Annotated in this window: 3 protein-coding genes; all 3 read right to left on the bottom strand. The window is 46.0% G+C overall.

Annotated features, from left to right (window positions below; translation table 11 throughout):
* Positions 1-11 precede the first annotated feature (11 nt).
* Positions 12-10,145 (bottom strand): non-ribosomal peptide synthetase, encoded by a 10,134-nt coding sequence (locus MHH61_RS10885; protein WP_125587100.1) that lies wholly within the window; start codon positions 10,143-10,145, stop codon positions 12-14.
* 63 nt (positions 10,146-10,208) lie between these two features.
* Entirely contained in the window at positions 10,209-14,042 is a 3,834-nt protein-coding gene (locus MHH61_RS10880) for a non-ribosomal peptide synthetase (protein ID WP_125587101.1), read from the bottom strand.
* A 43-nt stretch (positions 14,043-14,085) separates the two neighbouring features.
* Positions 14,086-24,780: a non-ribosomal peptide synthetase gene (locus MHH61_RS10875; RefSeq protein WP_251215246.1), complete on the bottom strand. Its 10,695-nt coding sequence runs from the start codon at positions 24,778-24,780 to the stop codon at positions 14,086-14,088.
* Positions 24,781-24,796 lie beyond the last annotated feature (16 nt).

Genomic DNA, 24,796 nt, shown 5'->3' with positions numbered 1-24,796 from the left:
TTCTTCTCCTCCTACATCCAATCCAAAATCTGAATCTTGTTTTCTTCAGTCCAAACGCCGACATCCCCTGTCGGATAGAGGTATTCGCCAGTTTGATGTTTGAATGGATGCGGAATTTTATGCGTCTCCATCCAATCGGCAAGCTCCCCGCAAATTGCTTTGATATCCTTTGCACCGATAAAAATATCTCCAGAAAATCCTACCGGCATGAGCTGATGCTCTTCGCTCAGGACATATATTTCCGTCTCACAGGAAGGATCATGCACACCTGAATAGACCTCTTCTTGATCTGGGTACAGCACGCTGACTTGTGCGTTTTTCGCCCAATCGGTGATCATCCGCTCTTTTTCTTCATTCGTCACAATCGTGAAGGAAGAGAGGGGTGTCTCCATTTGTTCTGTCATCGCTTCAAGTGTATGGATCAGCTGCTGCATCAGCGATTGTATTTGCTTTTCTGTATATTGATTGAAGCGATATGTGACCCGAAGCTCCAGCGTATCTCCCGGAACTGCCACAAGGGTCAGGTCATAGTTCGTTTCTTCATGACTCGCAATGTCTAAAATGCGTACCCCGTATGGCTCGATAGATTCAATCGGATAGTTTTCAAACACGACAATGCTGTTAAACAATGAATCTCCATTCGGGATGTGGGTCAGCTGCTGAATATCTGGCAGTACGGTATATTCGAATTCCCGCATCTGAAAAACTGTGTCCTGCGTATGTGCCAGCAGCTTGGAAATGGTCCACTCTGGCGTAATCGGCAAACGGAGCGGCAATGTGTTTATAAAGAGCCCTGTCATGCTTTCAACCTGTGGTAAATCCGCCGGCCGTCCTGATACTGTCACTCCGAACACAACATCCTCTGATCCTGAATGAAGATGCAAAAGCAGCCCCCATGCTGTTTGAATCAATGTGCTCATTGTCACCTTCTGCGCGCCTGTCATCTTTTCGAGTTTCTCCTGCATCTCGGGTGTTAGTTTGATACTTAGCTGATCAACACCTGCATCTTCATCCGAAGCATGCCCGCCGTCTCCTGGAAGTGGTGTAGCCTCTTCTACTCCTGACATATAACCTTTCCAGAACTCTAGCGCCTTCTCTTGATCCTGCTTTTGCAGCCACTCGATAAAATCTTTATATGGACGTACAGCAGGAAGATCCACCTCCCGTTCATCCACAAGAGAGCGGTATAAAGAAAAGGATTCTTCAATAAAGCTGAACAAGCTCCAGCCATCGATTAAAATATGATGAAAGCTAAAAATAAACGTGCATGTGTTTTCATCACGATGGAATAAAGCAATACGAATCAGCGGTTCATCCGTATCTTCTAGTTTGAAATCCTTTAAACGATCTGTTTGCAAATATTGCTGGATGGCTTCCTTCTGATCCGTTTCACTCAGGTGGCGCACATCGTGCTGAGTGAGATGAATGCTTCCTTCTGATTGAATCAACTGAACAGGCTCCTTTAGCCCTTCCCAAGCAAATGTTGTCCGTAAAATCGAATGACGCTCTACAAGCAGATTCCAGGCCTTTTCATAGGCTGCGCCGTCCGTTAAGCCTACGAGCGTCATATGCACTTGACCAAAATACGCCTGTGACGCTTGATCTAATAGAGCATGAAACAGCATCCCTTGCTGCATTGGAGATAGTGGATACACATCCACTACATTGTCTGGAAGCTCATCGATTTGCTCTTGCGTCAGCTGAACCATTGGAAAATCAGATGGCGTAAAGCCGCCTTTTGTCTCTACACAATGCGTCAGAATATCCTCCATTTTTTCTTTGAACCGTTCAGGTAACAGGCGCACCTCTTCATACTGAAGCAGTTCACGGTTTATCATAAAATTCATCTGAAGCTGACCGTTCACAACATATCCGTACACATCGATCAAATGCTGTCTTTCTGCTTTTGGATCATGTACAAGTCCATTTCGTTCATCTGCTAAATAAAGATGTGCTTCACCGTCTATTTGATCTAACTGTCCAAGATAATTAAAGCTCATTTGCGGCGCTGCCTTTTTGAGGAAACGAGATGCTGTCATATATTGAAGCAAGCCATAGCCGATTCCCTTTTGCGGCACAGCTCTTAAGGTTTCTTTGACATCTTTGATTTGTCTCTCAATATCGGTTTGAATAAAAGGAATAAAAATAGGATAAGAGCTTGTAAACCAGCCGACTGTTCGTGACAAATCCATCTGTTCAAATAAATCCTCGCGTCCGTGCCCTTCTAACGTGATGAGCAGCGGCTTTCCTACGGCTTGTGTGAGTCCTGATAAGAGTAAATCGTTTACCTCTGTTCGGTACGCTTGTGATGCCTGTTTTAATAAAATATCTGTTTGATCCTTCGTCAATTGAATAGACAGGATCTCTGCATGTTCTTCTATATTGAAAAGCGCAGGTGTTTGAAAAGGAGAACCCTCTTCCTCTTGACTGATGATATTTTGCCAAAAAGGAACCTGCTCTTGTAATTGATCGGTTTGTGCATATTCATAAAGAGCATCTGCCCACTGCTGATAGGACGCAGTTTTCTTTGCAAGCGCGATTTCCTGCCCTGCCGCAAGCTGCTTCAGTCCATTTAATAGGTCTTCCTGTATGATGCGCCATGAGATTCCATCCATTACAAGATGATGGGCAGCGATAAAGAGTTCAGACGTACCATCACTTGTGTGAAAAAGAATGGCTTTGATCACTTCTCCCCGTTCTAATGACAACGTTCCTTGACAAGCGGCGGTCTCCATGCGGATTTGTTCCAGCGCTTCCTCCTGAGAAACACCCGTCAGATCAAAGAAGGTGACACAAGGGGTGATGCCAGGCGCACGAATGGTTTGAATCCATGATCCATCTGCTGTTTTTGTATACATCGCTCTCAGCATATCGTGATGATCGACAATTTTTGAGAGAACCTGTGTCAGCTGCTTGAGCTGTATGGATTGCTTGAATTCCATATGCGCTGATAAATTCCAATAATCTTGGTTTGTCATTGATTGCTCAAAGAACCATGATTGGATTGGAAGCAGACGAACAGCTCCTGTGACAGGTGACTGGTCATAGAACGCAGCAGCATCTGACCTTTTCATAGCAAGTGCCAGCTGTGAAATCGTCTGTTTTTCAAATACATCTCTCGGCTGAATGACATAGCCTTCCTGTGCTAAGCGCGCCACCATTTGTATGACAATAATCGAATCTCCGCCAAGCTCAAAGTAGTTATCATGTACGCCAATCGAAGGCGTACCGAGCAGCTGAGTCCATACTTTTTCCAGTACACGCTCTTCCTCACTGAGTGCCCTGTCAGCCGGTTTGTCCACTTCTTCCTGTCTCCACTCTGGCGGCGGGAGACGTTTTTGGTCTACCTTGCCATTTGGTGTGAGCGGGAGTTCCTCCAGCTCTATTAATAGGCTTGGCACCATATAATCTGGCAGTATTTCTTTTAATTGATGGCGAATGTCTTGCGTGGTCATGCTGCCCTTTTGGACAAAATAACCGATCAATCGCTTATGACCACTCTCATGCTGATGCGGAATGACCGCACATTCTATGATGTCTTCAAAGCGCAGCATAGCAGCTTCAATTTCTCCGCATTCGACGCGGTGTCCGCGAATTTTCACTTGATGATCGATTCTTCCAAGGCAGTCGATGATGCCGTTTGGCAGCCAGCGGCCCATATCGCCTGTTTTATATAAACGCGCTCCTTCTTGGAAAGGATGCGGGATAAATGATTGCGATGTTTTTTCTTCATCTCCAAGGTATCCGAGTGCAAGCCCTGTACCGCCTACGTAAATCTCTCCAATAACACCTTGCGGAACCGGCTGTAGCTGGTCGTCTAGTACATAGGTCTGAGAATACGCAATTGGCTGACCGATAGGAATTGTTGCCTGCCCCTCATCCACTGCCCGAATGTGATGCACACAGGAGAACGTCGTATTCTCAGTTGGTCCATAGCCGTTTAAAAGGCCTTCAGGTAAATACGGCAGCGCTTTACGGATATGAGCAGCTGACAAAGCATCACCGCCGACCAATAAGGCATCGAATCCACATAAAGCTTCTGGATGTTCCTCTGTTAATCGGTTAAACAGCGGCACTGTCAGAAATCCTGTTGTGATCTTGTAAGATGTCAGCGTGTCAGCCAGTGTATCCATTGATAAGATCGTATTTCGATCGGTCAGTATCAGCCTTCCCCCGTTGAGCAGGGCTCCCCATATTTCATACGTAAAGGCATCAAAGGAAAAGCTCGCGATTTGTAAAATACGCGTTTGTTCATTAAGGGTGACATAATCTGTTTCGCATACAAGCCGGATGACCGCTTGATGCGGAATTAAAACCCCTTTTGGCTGACCGGTTGATCCTGATGTGTAATTGATATAAGCGAGTCCATCAGGTTTTAAAGCAGCAGACTTGAGTTCTGCCTCTAATAAAAACTCTTCATACCCCTGATCAAGACAAATGAGCTCGGTTTGACTGATCGAGACTTGTTTCAGCCATTCATTTTTTGTCAGTAACAGCTGAATACCTGTATCCCTCAGCATATAATCAATGCGTGCATCTGGATATTCAGGATCAATTGGGACGTAGGCCCCGCCTGCTTTCACAATCGCCAGCACCCCAAAAATCATTTCAGGCGACCTGTCGATCAGAAGCCCTACTGGTTCATGCGGCTTCACTCCTCGCTGCTGCAGATAAGCAGCAAGCCGATCGACTTTCTCTTGTAACTCCTGATACGTCCACTTATTTTCCCCTGATTCGAGGGCGATCGCATGAGGCGTCTTTTTCACCTGCGCTTCAAACCGTTCTGTGATGAGAAGCGGGCCTGCTGGTTGATCTGTTGTGCCGCTCCATTCATAGAGCAGCTGATTCCTCTCTTTCTCTGGCAGGTAATTCATTTGTCTAATCGGCTGTGCTGGATTTTCACAAATACATGCAAGCAGCTGCTCGTAGTATCGAAGGAACCGTTCTATCGTGTCGTCAGAAAATAAGTCTGCATCATACTCTAGTTTTAATTGAAGACCTTCCGCCCCTTCAAAAACAAACAGAGAGAGATCGAATTTGGCTGTATCATTATCTTCAATAGCTAAAACAGATGTCACCTCACCCATCGGAGAAGCTTCAAGGGGCAGGTTTTGCAGAACGAACATAACCTGAAACAGCGGCTGCTTCCCAGCCTCACGTACAATATTCAGCTCATCCACGACCATCTCAAACGGCACATCCTGATGCGCATAGGCACCCATTGTTGTTTCCTTCACTCGCTCTAATAGCTCTGTGAAAGCCGGATTCCCGCTATGATCGATCCGAAGTGCCAGCGTATTCACGAAAAATCCGATGAGCTGCTCCATCTCCGTCCGATTTCTCCCGGCAATGACGGATCCAATGACAAACTCATCCTGTGAAGACAATCGATGCAGCAAGGTAGAGAAAGCCGAAAGTAATGTCATATAAAGGGTACTGTCTGTTTTCTGAGAAAGAGCAGCCAGCTGGTCAGACAGCGGCTTCGATAAGCGGTATTTTTTCGTTTTTCCCCTATAGGATTGAACGGCCGGACGCGTGTAGTCATACGGCAGCATCAACTCTTCAACAGGTACCGCAAATTGCTCCTTCCAATAGGAAAGCTGCTTCTGAAGCGTTTCTCCCGTCAAATACTCCTTCTGCCATAGTGCGTAATCTGCATATTGAATCGGCAGCGGTGAGAGATCAGGCTCCCTCCCTTCGATGATCGCTGTATACCATTCGGACAGCTCCTTTGCGGCAATGCCAATCGACCAGCCATCTGACACGATGTGGTGAATGGACATCAGCAGCAAATGATCTGTTTCTGACAGCCGAATTAATTTCGCGCGAAAAAGTGCATCATGCTCTAAGCGGAAAGGCGTGCCCGCTTCTTTTTTCGCCCACTCAGCCGCTTTTTGTTCTTTTTCTTCCTGTGATGCCAAATCTGATACATCGACCACCTCAAGCGCTGGAAGAGTCATATGCTCATGTATGATCTGTACCGGTTCATCGCCGTTCATCGCAAAGGATGTTCTGAGCGATTCATGCCTTTGCACCATTTGCTGCAGGCTGCGCTGAAGCACCTTTACATCTAAAGGTCCATTCATCCGAAAGGAAATCGTATTATTGTATAATGGCAGATCAGGCTGTAATTGATAGAGAAACCACTGTCTTTGCTGGGCATAGGACATCGGAAGCTCCTGACCCTTTTCTATTTTCCGTATCAGAATCGCTTCATCGGCTTTGGCATGTGAATCAATCCACTCCGCTAACTCTCCAAGTCTCGTATGCTCAAAAAGAACAGCGAGCGGCACATCAAATCCCGTTTTCTGTCTAACAGCAGACAGCATTTGCGTTGCCTTGAGCGAATGACCTCCGAGTAGAAAGAAATGATCACCACAGCTGATGTTTGAGACATCAAGCAGTTCGGACCAAATGTGTGCCAACAGTTTTTCCGTCTTAGTTTGAGGTGCTCTGTCCTCTGAACCTTGTCCACTTTCTTCTATTAATTCATTGAAATGCACTTCGTCCTGCATCCCATCCTCTGTTTCTTTCCAGTATTCTTCAGGATATAGATGGACGGAATATTCACCAGAGAGACGAGACTGTATAAACGTATAAATGGACTGATACAGCCTTTCTTCAACAGCCTTTGTTTGATCGGTTTTGAAAAAGACATATATGACCTGCTCTGTTTGAGTCTCCCCCTGTATCATCTCTTGAATTTCCTGCTTCGATCGATCCAGCCCGATATAAATGAGGGGAACTTCTGTCATCATGCATGCAAGCATTGTTTGAATGCCCGCCCGCTTTGGAATCGGGAGATAGCCCCTTTCTTTTAGCATGCCTTTGATCATCGAACCTTCACTCATTCCGGTCTCATCCCACATGCTAAAGCTAAAGCAATACGGTTTTACTGTAGATGTCAGCCTCTGATAATGAGCAAATTGTTCAACGAACTCATTTGCCGCACAATAAGCGCCAACGGTCATCCCGCCCTTTAACGTTCGAGCTGACGAGCTAGAAAGGAATAAGACATTCTCCCGTTTAGAGGCTGCTTCATGTAGCGCAATCGTGCCATATACCTTCGCCTCGTACATCGCATGTAATGACACAGACGTCATATCACGAAGCAGCTCTTCTTGAATGATGCCAGCGAAATGAATAACGCCATGCAGCCTTTTACCTAATGCCGTCTCCTCTCTTGAGATCAGGTCTTCAATGGCTTGTGCGTCAGTGATGTCCACCTTTTCATATAGAACTGTACCGCCGTGCTTTTCCACTAGTTTCTCAAGTGAAATCAATACGTCTTGCTGCTCCGCAGATAAAGCCTCCCGCGCTTTTCTTCCAACCAGCACTAGATGCGCTTGATAGGATGTCAGCAGGTACTCACTAAGCATCCTCCCAATGCCGCCAAGCCCGCCTGTCATCACGTAAAGCCCGGATGATTCAAATGGCGGTTTCTTCATCCTTTGTTCTTTTTCCAGATGAAGCGGTGTTAAAAGAGGAGTATAACGAACACCTTCACGATAAGCGGCGATATGATGGCTTGTGTCATGTGTGAGCTCTGTCATGATCGATGATGCATGAGAACGGCCAGCGTCCGGTTCTGCCTGAGAAAAATCAAGACACCGCACCTTGATAAACGGCCATTCATGCTGAACAGCTGTCATCAATCCTGCTGTCGTTGCTTTCTCCACATCATGTGTTTGATCTTCCGGCAAATTCATCGCATTGGCAGAGACAAAGGTGATCTCTACCGGCTCATCATAGGCAGCGACCGCTTTAGTTACATATAATGCACTCATACTGCCTGTTTTCTGCGCTTCTTTCGCCAACGCTGCATGAAGTGTGTCTTCTTGAGTTGTGTAGTTCCAAAGGTGAATGATTTGTTTCACCGAAACGCCATACGAACGGAGCGTCTCAAAGAGTTGTTCGTAGTCAGACGGCCGATTCGGGTGGATGATGAAGTGTGTATGTGTAAGTTGTGTGAATGCTTGCCCCGGTTCAACCGTAATATATGTTTGTTCATTGCTTGAAAGAGATTTTAATTGATCTGCCAGCCCTAATGTGTCTGCAAAGATCACCATATTCCCTTCTGTTTGTTTTTCCGCTTCATGAAGCGGAGCAGGTGTCCACTTCTTTTGTAAACTCCAATCAGGCAAGGTGTATTCATTTTCAAGTCTGATGTCCAGCTCCTTGATGATTTCATCGAATTCGCCTTCCTGCCATCGCTTCTTGAGCTGTGCCCTTTCTATTTTTCCAGAGCTTGTTTTCGGAAAGGCGTGCTTCTGGACAGGGATCACACGCGATGCAGACAACCCCATTTTTGTTGCAATATGGGATTTGATATTCTGACTTGCCCTCATGATATAAGAAGGTTCATACAGCTTCGGTGTAAAAAAGAGAATCAGCTCGTCGGATGCAGATGCTTCCATCCGGACGGAACAAGCGGCTACAAAGCTCGTTTCGACGCCGGGTACTTCCTCTGCAATGACTTCTATTTCATAGTTGTGATAATTTTTCCCGTTGATGATGATCATGTCTTTTTCTCTTCCGGTTAATGTCAGCCTTCCTTTGTGCAGAAAACCTAAATCCCCCGTGTGAAACCAGCCGTCTGTTTGAAAGACTTCTTGATTCGCTTCGTCATTCTTGTAATAGCCCTTCATTGTCGTCGGCCCTTTAATTTGCACACTGCCAATATGATCTTCGGGAAGAAGTTCATGCTGATGATTAACGATACGAATCGTGATACCAGGAATTGGTCTTCCCAGCTCTGTAAAGCTGACAGTTCCTGTCTCACGTGCCTCCGCTGGTCTTAGCTGCTCTGTGAGTGATGTTTCCTCAAAGGTTAGAACCCCGCTGCTTTCATCTCCCCGCTCTATCGCAAAAGAGAAGACAACGGCTGAAGAGATTTCAGACATGCCAAATGCCGGTCTCATGACGTCTCCCTTTAAGCCGTGCGGAGCAAGCAAGTGTAAAAATCGGTGAATCGTCTTCGGTACGACCGCTTCAGCCCCATTGATCATACAGGTCATAGCAGAAAGATCCCAAGATCCTGATGAGATGTCTTTCTCATAATCATTGATCATCGCAAATGCGAAGTTAGGCGCCCATGTCTTCGTTGCACGGTAGCGGTCCATCCAGTCAAGCCAGCGCAGCGGCTGAGCGATAAAATCATCTGTTCTTGCCCGAACCTGTTCACAGCCCGTGTACACATTGACAAGGTGAAACATCACAATACCGCCAATATGATCTAAAGGCATCCAGTCTAACGACACATCCTCTTGTGTAAACCCATTGGCTGCCACTGTTCCTTTGACATTCGCCAGCACGCTTCGATGAGAATGCTCTACGCATTTGGGCATCCCTGTACTTCCAGACGTTAAGATAAAAAAGACTGAATCATCCGGTGACGCGGGATAAGCTTCTATATCTCTTTCTAAAGAAAGCATCGGCTCAACGGCTGCGACACGTAACTTGTCTGTATGCCACAATAAAGCTAAGCCTTGCACCTCATCAACCAGCGAGTCATCTGTTAAAATGAGCGGATGCTCCAGCAGCTTCCACGCATGATGAAGCTTCTTCACAGAGGCATTCATTTCCCGATAGGTCGGTGCAGCCGACACTAATGTTGGAACAAATCCCCCTAACACACACGCCCAAAAGGCTGTTACCATCGCATGATTGGATGAAAACTGAAAGAACACAGGATCACCCGGTTCAAGTCCGAGCGCCCTCAAACCTGTCAAAACCCGCTCAGCATCCTCCTTTAACTGCGCGTAGGATTGTGTGAGTTCATTTTCACTATTGACGATATAAGTCAGCCCATTTGTCGTTTTTGCCGCCTCCGTTAAGGCGTCCTGCAAGGTTTGGGCTCCTGCCTTAACATCTAGATCCCCTCCATAGGAAAGGGCGGGCGGCATGTCCGCTAAAGCAAGGGAAGCCGTTTGCGTCTGTATCGATTCAGCTGCGGCCTCCTGCTCCATGTGATTGTCGAGAAATAAATGAGAGAGGTGATATGGCCGCGGTCGAATGGTTTTTTCACGAGAAAAAACAGCGAAGCGTTCGATTTCGTTGGTTTGTAAAATGGTTCTCTGTACATCTTGTAAAATCGTATCCATTGATTCATGTACATTTGATTGGTTCATAATTGATGGTTTCATATGAGTTCCTTTCCTTTTTTATCAGGCAGAGCTGCCAATGTGCACCCCTGCCTGATCTAAAGTTTACAAAACGGCTTCTCTATTTTTTTGATTGACGATCTTTTGGATCAGCTGGGCATTTTGGGCTGCACATTCTTTGTTTTTGAACATGTCAGCATGCTGACCATAGCCTTGATAATAGCGATAAGCACCGGTCGTCGCATCTTCCCAATGATCCATCCAGTCTGGAATATCAATTTGCTCTTCTGATTGGATGAAATCAATATCTGCTTGTATCTTTCCTTGATTCACCCCCTTAACAAATGTTTCATAATAGGCCCGCGTTTTTTGAGCAAGCGCTTCTTGAACGAGCTCTTCTTGGGCAAGTTCACTTTGCTTTGATTGATGGACAATCGCTGCGATATCGTCATCAATGGATCGTCCTTCTAAATCACTTTCACCAATTTTCTTATAGGAATCGATCATGATGACCTTTTCCACCGTCCGTCCTGCTTGTTCAAGCGATTGAACGAGCTCAAAGGCCAGATAGCACCCGCCAGAGTAGCCCATCAAAGTCAGCGGTCCTTCAGGCTGAAGGTGCTGAATATGCTGAACGTATTGCGTCATGCGTTGATCAGCTTCAATAAAGTCAAAGGCGATCAAACGAACGCTATCAAGCGTTTTGGCAGCTTCCTGATAGATAAAGCCGTAGCCCGGTAATGGCGGAAGAGCAAAGACTGTTGGCGTTTGAGATTCATTGAATACAAGATAGCCGGCAGCTTCATGATCCTGCTGTTGAATATAACGGCTGATGGCTTCGATTGTAGGCGTCTCAAACAGCAAGTGAATAGGCACCTGAACATCGAATTCCTTCGACACCTTTGATAAAAGCGACATCGCTTTTAAAGAATGTCCGCCAAGCTCAAAGAAATGGTCATCTGTACTGATATCATTTCGTTCAAGTACTTCACGCCACATGACAAGCAGCTTTTGTTCTACCTCATTGGCCGGAAGCTTCACATGGCGGTTTCCTTGAGGCGTCTCCGGCTTTGGCAGCTGACGTTTATCAATCTTTCCGTTTGGTGTCAGCGGCATTTTCTCAAGTCTGATCAGCTCATGAGGCTGCATGTAAGCCGGAAGTTTCTCCTTCAGCCCTGACTTGATCACATCAACTTTGTCCTTCCACTCCTCCTCACACGTCATATAGGCGAGCAGTCTTGTATGCTGCGAGCCATGCTGATCCGTCATAAGGGCAGCTTGCTTTACGCCTGGATGCATGAGAAGGTGGGCTTCAATTTCTGTCAGTTCAATTCGGTGGCCGCGAATTTTCACCTGATCGTCCACTCTGCCTGCATACTCAATCAGACCATCTGCTCGAAAATAAGCCAAATCTCCCGTACGATACAGCCTTTCTCCCGTAGCAAATGGATGTGTGATAAAGGCTTCTTTTGTCAGATCAGGACGATTCAAATACCCCTTCGCAAGCCCTTTGCCGCTGAGACAAAGTTCTCCAACCATTCCAATCGGCTGAAGCTGTCCTTGCTGGCTCAATATATAAGCACCCGTTTGGTTAATCGGCTTTCCGATTGGAATAGAATACGCTTCAATCGGCGGAGCTTCATCTACAGGATAATAGGTGGCGAAAACCGTTGATTCAGTTGGGCCGTAGACATTGATTAGTCTGCCTTTCCCCATGACACCAAAGGCTTTTCTCACATGCTGTACAGATGCACGCTCACCTCCGAACAGCACCTTGCGCACACTGCGCATCCAATCGGTTTCTTCATCAATAAGAAGATTAAATAAAGCAGTTGGAACAAACATGACAGAAATGCTTTCTCTTTTAATCAGCTCCGTCAGCTCATGCATATCTAAAATGGTGTCTTTTTTCGGCAGGACAAGCTTTGCTCCGTTTAAAAGTGCACCGTATACATCAAAGGTAAAGCCATCAAATACGCTGTTGGATAGCGACAGTAGTGTATCTGTTTCTGAAATGGTTAAGTAGTTCGTATTTTTGACCACCCGGGCAATATTGGAATGGGTTGTCATGATGCCTTTTGGCTGACCCGTTGTGCCTGATGTATACATGATATATGCCGTATCGTGTAAACCTGCTTCCAGCGGCAGATTCTCTGAGCTCATTAGTGAAATCTCCTGATCATCTGCAAACAGATACGTGCCAGCAAACCCAAGTCCCTTCGCCTGACCAATAAAGGATGAGTGAGTCAGAAGATGCGTCGCTCCGCTGTCTTTAAGCATGTATTGAATGCGGCTTTCTGGATAGTCGGGATCAATTGGCACATAGGCTGCGCCTGCTTTTAAGACAGCAAGCAGACTGACAATGAGTTCAGGCGTTCGATCGGCTAAAATGGCGATGACCGTTTGATGTTCGGCTCCATTTTTTTGCAAATGCCTTGCCAATCGATTGGCTTGTTCATTCAGTTCAGCATATGTCATCGTTTGCTCTTCTGCTGATAGCGCCACTGCATTTGGCTGTTTGCGGACATTATGCTCAAACCATTTCGATAAATACAGCTGGTCATGCTCAAGCTCAGGTGCATTCCATTCCTCAAGAATCAGCTGTTTTTCCTGTTTTGTGACGAATGGGAGTGTATGAACCGATTGATCAGGATGCTTGACCGCCTCATGTATCAATAGGCTGAGCTGTTCCTTTAACTTATGAACAAATTGAGGATCAAACGCTCTTTGGTTAAAGGCCAGCTTCAATAGTAATTCTTCTCCAGGCGATGCGAGCAGATTGAGATCATAGTTTGATTTTTCATAGACATTCATGTCCTCCACCGTGAACCCTAATCGTGCTTCTTGCTCGTCCTTCTTTGCGGCTGGAACATTTTCAAACACAACAATATGATCAATGAGCTGCTGCTGACCTGTCTTTGCCTGAATATCATAAATCGGAATATATTGGTGCGGCTCGGCTGCAAGAGACTGCTGCTGTGTTTCTGAAAGGAGTGTACGAAATGTCATGTGATCTGTCAGCTGAATTCTTCTTGGGATGACATTAATGAACAATCCAACCATCCTGTCAACGCCAGCCAAGTCTGCCGGACGTCCTGACACAACTGTTCCAAACAGCACATCATTTGACCGCTGATACCTGCTCAGCAGAATCGACCAAACGGATTGAAGCGCACTGCTTAACGTTGCATTTTGCTGCAGCGCTAACTCTGATAAAGCGGCCGTTTCTTCTTTGCTCATGGACCACTCAATTTCGCCTAATTCATGTTCATTCGTTTGTTTCCGCTGCTCTTTAAAGGTCGATTGTCCATCAAACCCTGCTAATGATTGCTGCCAATATTGAAGTGATGCTTGCTTATCTTGTTTTTCCAGCCACTTTATATATTCTTTATATGGTTTGACCGGCTCTAACTTGTAAGGGACGTCATGTAAAAGTGCATGATAAATCGCAAATAACTCCTGCACCACAAGTCCAAAGCACCAGCCATCCAGAAGGATATGATGATAGCTCCATATCCAGCGATAGCTGGCAGGGCCCGTTTGGAAAACAGACGCCCGCATGAGAGAATCCTTCGAGAGGTCAAATCCTCTCAGCTGATCCTGTTGTTTGAATTTCTCTATACGTTCAAGCTGTTCGTCTTCAGAAAGATCTTGCAAGTCCACAACATCAAGTGTAAAAGGACGTTCTTTTAGTACAACTTGGACAGGGCGCTTTACTTTTTCGTGGAGAAACACGGTACGAAAAATATCGTACCGCTCCACGATGATATTCATGCTTTTCTCAAGTAAGTCATAACGCAGTGTGCCCTTAACGTTCATATCCATTTGCTCTACATAAAAGCCCTTTTCCTGATGATGGAGGGTATGAAACAGCATTCCTTCTTGCATCGGTGACAGATAATACATGTCTTGAACTTGATCCCTTTTAAATTGACTCATCTATTTCATCCTCCCTTCCTTTTTTATGATTCATCTCGTGTTGTTAAGTCAATTTCTCCTCAAGCATGTCAAAAATGTCGTCCATTTCATCCATTTCAAGGTCAGCCGCAGAGAAGTCACTTGGCGTAAATTCCCGTTCTTGCTGCGTGAAGCAATGGGTGATGATGGATTGAATTTTCCCCTTCAACAATGCCATGAACTGCTGTATCGTCTGTTCTTCATATTCACTTGCACAATAGGAACAAGACAAAATGAATCGATTTTGTTGAACAAGACCACTAAGGTTCAGCTTATAAACAGCTTCCGAATCAGGGCTTGCTTGTCGTCCCATATCATAAGTCGACGGCCCAAAGAGTTCTGTCGTCACTTCCTGATCAATCTGTCCAAGATAGTTCAAACTGATTTCAGGCTGTACGTGCTGCCCTGACGGTTCAGTGGCTGTCATGTATTTTAAGATCCCGTAGCCGATTCCTTTATTTGGCACACGCCGCAGCATTTCTTTCGTTCCTTTAATAGCATCAGCTATGGTCTGATCCGGCTTCGCTTCAAGTACAACTGGATACATACTCGTAAACCAGCCAATCGTGCGAGAGACATCCAGCCCTGATAAAATATCCTCTCTACCATGACCTTCAAGCTGCACATGAACATGGGACTCACCTGTCCACTCTTGAACAGCAAGACCGAGAGCACATAAAAGAATATCGGTCATTTCCGTTGTGTACGGCAGATGAATATCGGTCAAAAGATGTTCAGTTTCTGTTTCTGTCAGCTGCATTTGAACCGATTTGGTTTTGGCAACTTTTCTTTTTGTCACTTCATGATCAACAGGTAATGCGGTTAATGGTTTGCTTTCAATTTCTGCCCAATACTCCTGCTGATTTTTTAATGGCTGTGACTGTGCATAACGTTCAATGGCCTCTGCCCATTCTTTAAAGGAATGAGTTTTCAGCGGCAGGACAAGCTTTTGTCCCTGAGCTGCCTGCTGATATAGAGACATAAAGTCCTCTAGTAAAATTCGGCATGAGACACCGTCAATGACTAAATGGTGTGTCACGATGAGTAAGTGATCGCCATCTTCTGCATGGAAACAAATCACTTTCATTAACGGACCTGTTTCGAGGTTCAGCTGACGCTGATACTCATTGGCATATGTGGAAATAGCCTTTTTCACGTCGTGCTCTTTTGAGACATCTTGAGAAATAATCGCCAGCGGTTCCGTGAGCTCCCGCTGGTTGTATTGCAGGATGCCGCCATGTTCCTGCTTGTATACCATACGCAGTGCATCATGATGTGAAAGCAGTTTTTGCATGACTTGTTCTGTAATGGAAAGGTCAAATCCATTTGGCGCATGAAGCATCATCGAGAGATTCCAATGGTGCTGATCGCTGAATGCTCGTTCAAAGAACCAGCGCTGAATTGGTGTTAAAATGACTTCTCCTTCGACAGGTGATTGGTCGGCTGTGAGAAGATCGGCTTCTTCAATATATGGGCGCAGCTCTGCAATGGTCGGATACTGGAATAGAAGTTTCATATCGAGCTTCCAGCCTGCTTGCGTGAGTCTGCTTGCCATTTGGATACCTTTAATCGAATCTCCGCCAAGGAAGAAGAAGTGATCGTGGATACCGACTTGGCTGACGCCAAGGACATCTTCCCAAATGCCGCAAAGCAGTGTTTCCACTTCGTCTCTTGGTGCTTCGTATACCGTTTGGTTCGCTTCGATATCAGGAGCTGGCAATGCTTTCAGATCGACCTTTCCATTGGCCGTCATTGGAAATTGGTCTAGTTTTATGATCCATGATGGCACCATGTAATCAGGCAATGTGCGTTTCAGGCTTTCTTTTAAGTCCTCTGTATCGTTCTCCGTAATCACGTAAGCGGCAAGGGCGTCCTGATCACTTGCATCTTTGACCGTGGTCACGACAGCTTCTTTGACCGAATCCAGCGTTAGGAGCTGCGCTTCAATTTCTGACAGCTCAATACGGAAGCCGCGGATGTTGACCTGATGGTCTATTCTACCGAGATAAATCAGCTCACCATCCTCTGTCCATTTCACTAGATCGCCTGTGCGGTACATGCGCTCGCCCGGATAAAATGGATCTGGGACAAATCGTTTGTCTGTTTCTTCTGGAAGATTCCAGTAGCCTCTTGCCAGTCCTTTTCCTGCGATCACGAGCTCACCTGGTACGCCTGGCGGCGACAGGTCGTATAACGAACCCATGATGTAAAAACGTGTATTGGCAATGGCTGTTCCTATCGGAATCGTGCCTTGTTCTGGATCGATCATTCCGCTTGTCGCTACGACTGTATTTTCTGTTGGACCGTAGTTATTGACGAGTTTGTATGGAACAGGCTTCACTTGTTTCAGCTTGTCTCCGCCTGTTAGTAAATAACGCAGAGAATGATTGTCCATTGACATAAACTGCTCGCATAACTGCGTTGGCAGGAAGGCAATAGTGATCCCTTCTTCATTGAAATACGCATTGAGTTTGATCATATCGAGACGAATCGCTTCATCGATAATGTGCAGCTCTGCGCCGGCGATCCACGTTGGGAACATCTCCCAAATGGAGGCGTCAAAGCCAAAGCCGGCATATTTCGCGGTTCGATCGTCTTTCGTCACTTGGAACGCATCATTGTGCCAGAATGCAAGATTCACAAGGGACTGATGCTCGACCATGACACCCTTCGGCTGTCCTGTCGTCCCGGACGTGTAAATCATATAAGCGAGATCCGTTGGTTTGATATGAACCTGAATCTCGTGAGCTTCTCCTTCTACGGCATCTTCTATGAACAGCACTTGACCTGTAAAGGAAGGTGGTGCAGTAAGCCCTTTTTGCATTAGAAGTACCTCTGCCCCGCAGTCTTCTAGCATGCATGCAATACGCTGCGCTGGATAGTCTGCATCAATTGGAACGAATGCCGCACCTGACTTGAGAACGCCAAGAACAGCTGCCGTCATGTCAAGAGATGGGCGAGTGAGAATACCGACGCGGTCGCCTGGTTTTGTGCCGTTTGAGATGAGTCTTGAAGCGACTACATTCGCCCGGCTGTTCAGCTCTTTATACGTCCAGCTCGTTCCGCAGAAGGTCGCTGCTTTTTGGTGCGGTGCTTCTTGTGCCTTAGCCTCAATCAAGGCATGAACGGTTTGATCTAACGGGACGTCTAGGGCAGGTCCTGACCATTCGTTGATCAGCTCTCGTTTTTCCTCTTCAGTTATGAGAGATAGCGCTGAAATTGGCTGATTCAGCTTAGCCAGCATATCATCTATGATTTTTTCAATATACATGCTCCAGCGCTGAATGGTGCTCTTTTTAAACAGGGCCGCTGCATACTCAAAGCGCAAGCCCACTTGGTCATTTTCTTCAAATACACCGAGCGTTATATCAAATTTTGCATGAACGGTATCTTGCTGCTTTTGCGACAGCTTGAGTCCATGCAAATCCGGTAACGTCAGGTCACGGTCATCTGTTGTCAGCATGACACTAAACAATGGATTGCGGCTTGTGTCTTTCGGAAGATCTAGCTGAGCCACCAATTCCTCAAACGGGTATTCTTGATGTTCATAGGCTGATAGGCTGCGATCTTTCATTTTTTCAAGCAGCTGCGCTGTCGTTTCTTCTGGCTGCACTTCGTTTCGAAGAGCCAGTGTATTGACAAACATGCCTGGAACCCGTTCGATCGAAGCATGCGTACGTCCTGCGGTCACAGCGCCTATGACGATATCTGTCTGCCCCGTTAACTTGGAAAGGAAAATGGCAAATGCCGTTTGCATCACCATGTTCAAGCTCACACCTTTTTCCGCCATGAGCGTTTTGATGGACTGCACCTTTTCAGCAGACAACCATCTATCGACTCGGCCCCCTTCAAATGACTGAACTTGAGGGCGCGGAAAATCAAGGGGCAGTGCTAAGTCTTCCGGCGGCTGTGCATATTGCTCCAGCCAATACTGCCGCTGTTTCTCAAGCAGCGCCTGCTGCTTTTCTTCCTGCTGCCATACCGCAAAATCCTTGTAATGCAGCTGAACTGGCGGTAACGTCTTTTTCTCATACAGCTCTGCGAGTTCTTGAATGAGCAGGCCGCGTGTGACACCATCTGCAATGATATGGTGCATATCCATCATGAATACATATTTCTCATCAGAAAACTTCGCCACTTTTGCCCTCATTAATGGTGCTTGATGTAATGAGAATGGTGTAATGAATGAATCGATGACAGACTGCTCCTGATCGCCCTCTATTTCATCAACCTCTAATGTAAACGGTACTTGGCGATAGACTTTTTGAACGGGTACGCCGTCAATTTCTACAAAGGCTGTCCGAAGTGATTCATGTCTGTCGATCAAGGCTTGAAGCGCTGCTTCCAGCTGCTTCACATCAAGGCTGCCTTCCATCATTAAAACGGCTGGCATATGATAAGTGACTGCATCTGGATGCAACTGCTGAAGTACATACATACGCTTTTGAGCAGAAGAGACGGGATAGAAATCTTGCTTTTCCGCTGGCTGAATGGATGTCACCACCGAAGAATCTGTTTCTTCCAAGTAGGCTGCCATTGCCCGTATGGTTGGTTTTTCAAAAAGGACTTTGAGCGGCACATGCTTGTTCAGCTTTGCCTGCACCTTCGAAATGAGCACCATGCCCTTGAGGGAATGACCTCCCAATTCAAAGAAGTGGTCAAGAACGCCTATTTGTTCAACCCCAAGAACTTCTGACCAAATGTCACACAGCGCCTGCTCAAGTTCCGTTTCTGGTGCCACATGCGCCGCATGGTTCATATGCACCTCATGCGGAAGCGGCAGAGACTTCGCATCCACCTTTCCGTTTTGGGTGAGTGGAACGTGATCGACTTTCACAAAGTACGTTGGAATCATATAATCCGGCAGTGTCTCCGCAAGATTTTCTCTAAACATCAGTGTTCCAATGTGTTCAGGCGCTGTGTAATAGAGTGCAAGCTCCGGCAAACGGGACAGGTGCAGGACTTTTACATAGACTTCTTGAATAGATGCCAGAGCACGTGCGGCATGCTCAATTTCCTGTTTCTCAATGCGATAGCCGCGGATTTTCACTTGATCGTCTACTCGTCCAAGAAACTCAATATCTCTATTTGCATGCTGTCTGACCAAATCCCCTGTGCGATACATTCTCTCTTGAGGATCATATGGATTTTCAAGAAAACGTTCTGCTGTTAATTCAGGCTGATTCAAATATCCTCTCGACACGCCTTCTCCAGATATATAAAGCTCTCCCGGCGCGCCATAAGGAACAAGCCGCTGCTGCTGATTGCATACGAGCGCTCTTGTGTGAGCAATTGGCTGTCCGATCAAAGATCGTTCCTTCAAAGCGTCCAGCTCTTGCGGTGTGATCAGCTTGGTCACTGTACCAATGGTTGTCTCAGTCGGACCGTAATGGTTCATTACTGCCACGCATGGATGCTGCATCATAAATGTTTCAACATCCTCAGGGATCACCGGTTCTCCTCCAAGTACCACCAGGCGTAAAGCATTAAATGAATGTTCCTTAGAATCTGCCATCATATGAAATAAGGATGGTGTCATTTTGATATAAGTCAGCTCTTGTTCATCAATCAACCGCATCAGACGTACAGGGTCTGTATACACGTCTTCACGAGGAACATAGAGTGTCCCCCCTGCTTTTAAAACAGGGAAAATGCTTGTGTAACCAAGATCATATGCATAAGAAGAAAGCAGTGCCGTCCGATCACATTCCTGCAATGTCACCTCATTTATCAGCCAGCTGACATAGTGTGATAGATTGCGATGCGTGAGCTGTACACCCTTCGGCTTCCCTGTTGTCCCAGATGTGTAAATGACATAAGCAAGCTGATCAACCGATACTTCCGGCAATTCTATTGGATGGCTTTGATGCACTGCTTGTTCAACCTGCACCACTTGAATCGACTTATGATTTTGATAGGAATCTGCTAGAGACTCATTTGTCACGATGACTTGTGCACCTGAATCCTCTAATGTGTAGCGGATTCGTTCAGCCGGAAAGGCCGGATCAATCGGGACAAACGCTCCTCCTGCTTTCATCACACCAAGCATGGAGACGATGACATAGACAGAGCGGTCAAGGATCAGTGCCACAGTTTGTTCCTTCTCGACGCCTCGTTTCTTAAGCTCACAGCTAAGTGCATATGACATTTCCTCAAGCTCGCGGTAGGTGAGTTTTCTTTGATCATCCATGACGGCGATAGCATCCGGTGTTTCCTTCGCCTGACGTGAAAATTGGACATGGAATGGCTCATGACGATTCGTTTGTCCTTCGGCTTTTTTCTCCAGACGCTCTATTTGTTCATGCGGATCCAGTATATGGAGCAAGCCGATCTGTTCCTCTGGATGACGAACCGCCTCACGAATAATCGCCAGAAGATGAGTTCCGAACCGGCGGACGGTCTCTTCTTTAAATAATGCCGCTGCATAGTCAAAGCTCAACTTTAATGCTCCCTCGCGTTCAAATGCTTCTAAAGATAGATCAAATTTGACCGAGTGATGCTGAATGGCATAAGGCGAAATGTGCAGATCGCCGAGCTTTAGCGCTGGTACCTCCATGTTCTGCATGTTAAAAGACACGCTAAAAAGCGGGCTCCGAGTTGTATCACGGTCTAATGGAAGATGTGCAATTAACTCTTCGAGCGGATAGCTTTGATGTGCAAAAGCATCAACACTTGTTTCTTTTATTTCTTCAAGCAGCTGTAAAAATGTTTTGGTTTGTTCTGGTTTTCCGCGCATCGCAATGGTGTTGATAAACATCCCCGGCATGTCCTGAATATCAGGGTGTGTCCGTCCAGCAACAGGCGAACCCACAATGATATCTTCCTGCCCGCTATAGGAGGCAAGCAGCACTTGAAAGGCGGATAACAAGAACATATACATGGTCGTATCAGTTTTCTGAAGCAGTTCCTGAATGCGCTGAGTCGTTGCTTGATCACAGCCAAACATGAATCGTTCTCCAGTAAAATCACGTTCTGCTGGACGAGGATAATCAGTTGGCAGCTCTAAAACCGGTAAATCTCCTTCAAATTGCTTCAGCCAATACGCTTCATGTTCCTTCTGTTTCTCCGTTTCTTCTTCACTTAGCTGCCAGACAGCGTAATCTTTATAATGAATGGCTCGTTCAGCAAGAGCTTCTCCATCATAAGCCTTCGCCAAATCTTGAATGAACGTCTTCATGGAGCTGCCATCTGTAATGAGATGATGTGCTTCTAAGACGAGAAGATGACGATTCTCACTGACTTTCAGCAGCTGAGCTCGCAAAAGGGGTGCTGCTGTTAAATCAAATGGCGATTGACGTTCTGTAAGAAATGCCTCCGCCTCTTCTTCCTTGATGTCATGAACAGGAAGGTCAAATTCAGTCCATTCATGCACCCTTTGGACAATGTCTTCCCCGTTCATATGAAAGCTCGTTCTTAAGATTTCATGTGTTTGGATTAACTGATTAAATGCTGATTTGAGCCGCTCATATTCGAGTGTTCCTTCAAGCGTTAAGACGATCGGAATATGATAATTCGTGCTGTCAGGTTCAAGTGTCTGCAAAATATATAAACGGCGCTGAGCTGGTGATACCGGATATTCGTCCGCCTGCTCTGCTGGCAAAATAGGATGTCCGGTTTCTTCTTGACCATCCTGATCGATGTAAGCCGCTAATGAGCGAATCGTCGGCTTCTCGAAAATCACTTGAATCGGCACTTCCTTTTGAAGCACTTCTTGAACCTTCGCAGACATCATCATCGCCTTGAGTGAGTGCCCGCCAGCCATAAAGAAATGCTCGTCTATCCCAATCGTTTTCCCAAGAAGCTCCTCCCAAATGTCAGCGAGTGCCTTTTCTGTCTCGGTCTCAGGCAGAATGATTTTGATTTCCTCGCGATGCACTTTGTCAGGCTTAGGTAAAGCTTTTCGATCTATTTTCCCGTTCGATGTCAGTGCAAAGGTATCCAGCTTCATCACATGGTGCGGCACCATATAAGCTGGCAGTTTTTGATTGAATGCATCTCGTACCTCTTCTTCTGTCAGTGTCCCTGTGAAGTAAGCGATGATTTCCTTTTCATCTGAAGAAAGCTGCTGAACAAGTACAACTGCTTCCTCTATGCCCACTTCTTGGTGAAGCACTGATTCAATTTCACCAAGCTCAATACGGAAACCACGAATTTTCACCTGATCATCGGCACGGCCGAGGAATTCAATCTGACCATCCGCACCATATCTAGCCAAGTCCCCCGTTCGATACATCCGTCCTGACGGCTTAAAAGGATCTGCCATGAATACTTGATCAGTCAAATCTGGACGTTTGATGTACCCTCTTGAAACACCATCTCCGCCCACATACAGCTCTCCTGGGGCTCCAATTGGCTGAAGTCTTTGATAGTCATCTAAAATATAAGCTGACGTATGATTGATCGGCTGACCAATTGGGATCGGGCCCATTTCATCTCCTCTTACTTCGTAAATGGTCGAAATGGTTGTATTTTCAGTTGGGCCATAGACATTCAGCAAGGTAATTGATGGATGATGCTTTTTCACAAGCTCCGCACTTTTCACATTGATCACATCACCGCCGGTGAATAATGTTTTTAACCCTTTGAACATTTGCGGCCGCTGCTGAGCGAGCTGATTAAATAAACCAGTCGTTAAAAAGAGCGCTGTGATCTGATGTGTTTGGATAAATTGTTCAAATCGGTGAATATCCAATAAAGTATCACGGTCAACAGGATAAAGCGTCGCCCCATTCAGAAGCGTAGTGAAGATTTCAAGGGTAATCGCATCAAAGCTGACAGCTCCTGTATGCGCCATACGATCCGACGTGTTCAAGCCTATTTTTTCCTGAGAGCATGCTAACCTCACAATATGCTGATGCTCAATTTGAACTCCTTTTGGCCGTCCAGTTGATCCCGAAGTGAACATGATATATGCCAATTGAGATGGAGACGTCTCGACTGATAACTCCGCTTGTGAGTGATGAGACATGCCGGTCACATGAACAGCTTTGATGCTTTCATCAACTGGCGGCTGGCTGTCAGCATAGAGCAAAACGGATACGCCGCTGTCTTCAAGCATCCAACGGATTCTCTCCTCAGGCTGAGCTGGATCAATCGGTACATAAGCAGCCCCTGCATGTAAAATGGCTAAAATAGAGATCACCGCATCTGCTGATCGGTTCATATATACCGCGACAGCATCCCCCCGCTGAACGCCGTTTTCTACAAGGCTGCTCGCTAAACGACGGATTTCCTGTCCAAGCTCTTCGTATGTGAATGTTCGCTCGCCTTCGACTAATGCCGGATGGTCAGGCTGCGCCTTGATACGTTCATCGAGCAGCTCAGGAATGGACAGATGCTTCGGATAATCTCGCTCCGTCTGGTTCCATGCTTCAATCTGCTGCTTTTCTTCTTCTGTAATACATGTCACTTCATGAAGACGTACGTCAGGATTGTGAATGATTTGCTTCATGAGGTTGGTCAGATGTTTGGATATGTTTTCAATGATCTTTTCTTCAAAAGCCATCGCATTGTATTTGAATTTCAATGTCCACGTTTCACCAGGATAGACAAGGACGTTGAGATCGAAATTCGTTTGTTCAAATCCGTCCTTTACATCAATGGCAAAACCGAGACGTGCAGACATGGTGTCACCGGACAGCTCCTGATCTAAAGGATAGTTTTCAAACCCAACCAAATGATCAAAGAGCTTTCCTCCAGCAGCCGTTTTCTGCTGAATGTCATAAAGCGGCATAAAATCATAGTTTTCCGCTTCCAATGCATGCTGCTGAACCGTTTGAAACAGCTGTTTAAAGGTCTGCTCCTGATCCAATGTCACTCGAACAGGTATCGTATTGATAAACAGCCCTGCCATGCGCTCAATCCCAGACACACTTGGAGGTCTGCCTGATACGACTGTTCCGAATGTGACATCATCTGCTGCATGATAGGTGCCTAAAAGAACGGACCAGACAGCCTGAAAAAGGTTCGGTGCTGTCACTTGGCATTGTCTTGCCGCATCTTGAATGGCTTGTACGGTTTGAGCGTCCCATGTAAACGTCCATTCCTGATGGTCATATTGTCCGTTCGCTTCTTTTTGCTGCAGCAGCCCTTGGTGCTGAACAGCACCATCCAGCCGCTCCGTCCAATAGTCTTCCGCTTCTTGTTTGTTTTGCTTTCCAAGCCACTGGATATAGTCCGCATAAGGCTTACCTTGTGAGCGATCCGGCGTTCGGCCGTTCCGATAAGACTCATAGTAATGAAACAGTTTTTTCATTAAAACACCCATGGACCAACCATCCATAATAATGTGATGGTTGCTCCAAATCAGGTGCCAGTTTGTTTCATTTAATTGAAAAACAGCGACTTTCAACAACAGATCATTCGTTAAGTGAAATCCTTGCTTTCTCACTTGCTTTTTATATTGATCCAATACCTTTTTCTGCTCTTGATGATTCAGATGAGATAGATCTTCTCTATACACATCTATATGACGTTCAGCCAGTACAACCTGACGAGGCTTTTGTAATTGCTGATAGACAAAGGCTGTACGCAGAATGTCATATGTCCGTACGAGTTCATTGAGACTCTTTTCAAAAAGATCGAGATCAAAATCTCCGCTTATTCCAAGCTCAAGCTGTGTGAAATAAGAGGAGGAATTAGGGTCTAGCATGGCATGATACAGCATGCCCTCTTGCATTGGTGTTAAAGGATATACCTTTTGAATTTTCTGCTTGCTCATAAGTCCACCTCTTCAT

Origin of the sequence: Bacillus sp. FSL K6-3154 (genome assembly GCF_040869395.1) — a bacterium.
In the GTDB taxonomy this organism is placed as follows: domain Bacteria; phylum Bacillota; class Bacilli; order Bacillales; family Bacillaceae; genus Bacillus; species Bacillus safensis.
The sequence above is the reverse complement of the archived record's forward strand: the minus strand, read 5'-3'. Positions and strand labels throughout refer to the sequence as shown.

Excerpts from the sequence above, each read along its gene's own strand:
- MHH61_RS10875 (WP_251215246.1), bottom strand. The coding sequence starts at position 24,780 with ATGAGCAAGCAGAAAATTCAAAAGGTATATCCTTTAACACCAATGCAA.
- MHH61_RS10880 (WP_125587101.1), bottom strand. The coding sequence starts at position 14,042 with ATGAGTCAATTTAAAAGGGATCAAGTTCAAGACATGTATTATCTGTCA.
- MHH61_RS10885 (WP_125587100.1), bottom strand. The coding sequence starts at position 10,145 with ATGAAACCATCAATTATGAACCAATCAAATGTACATGAATCAATGGAT.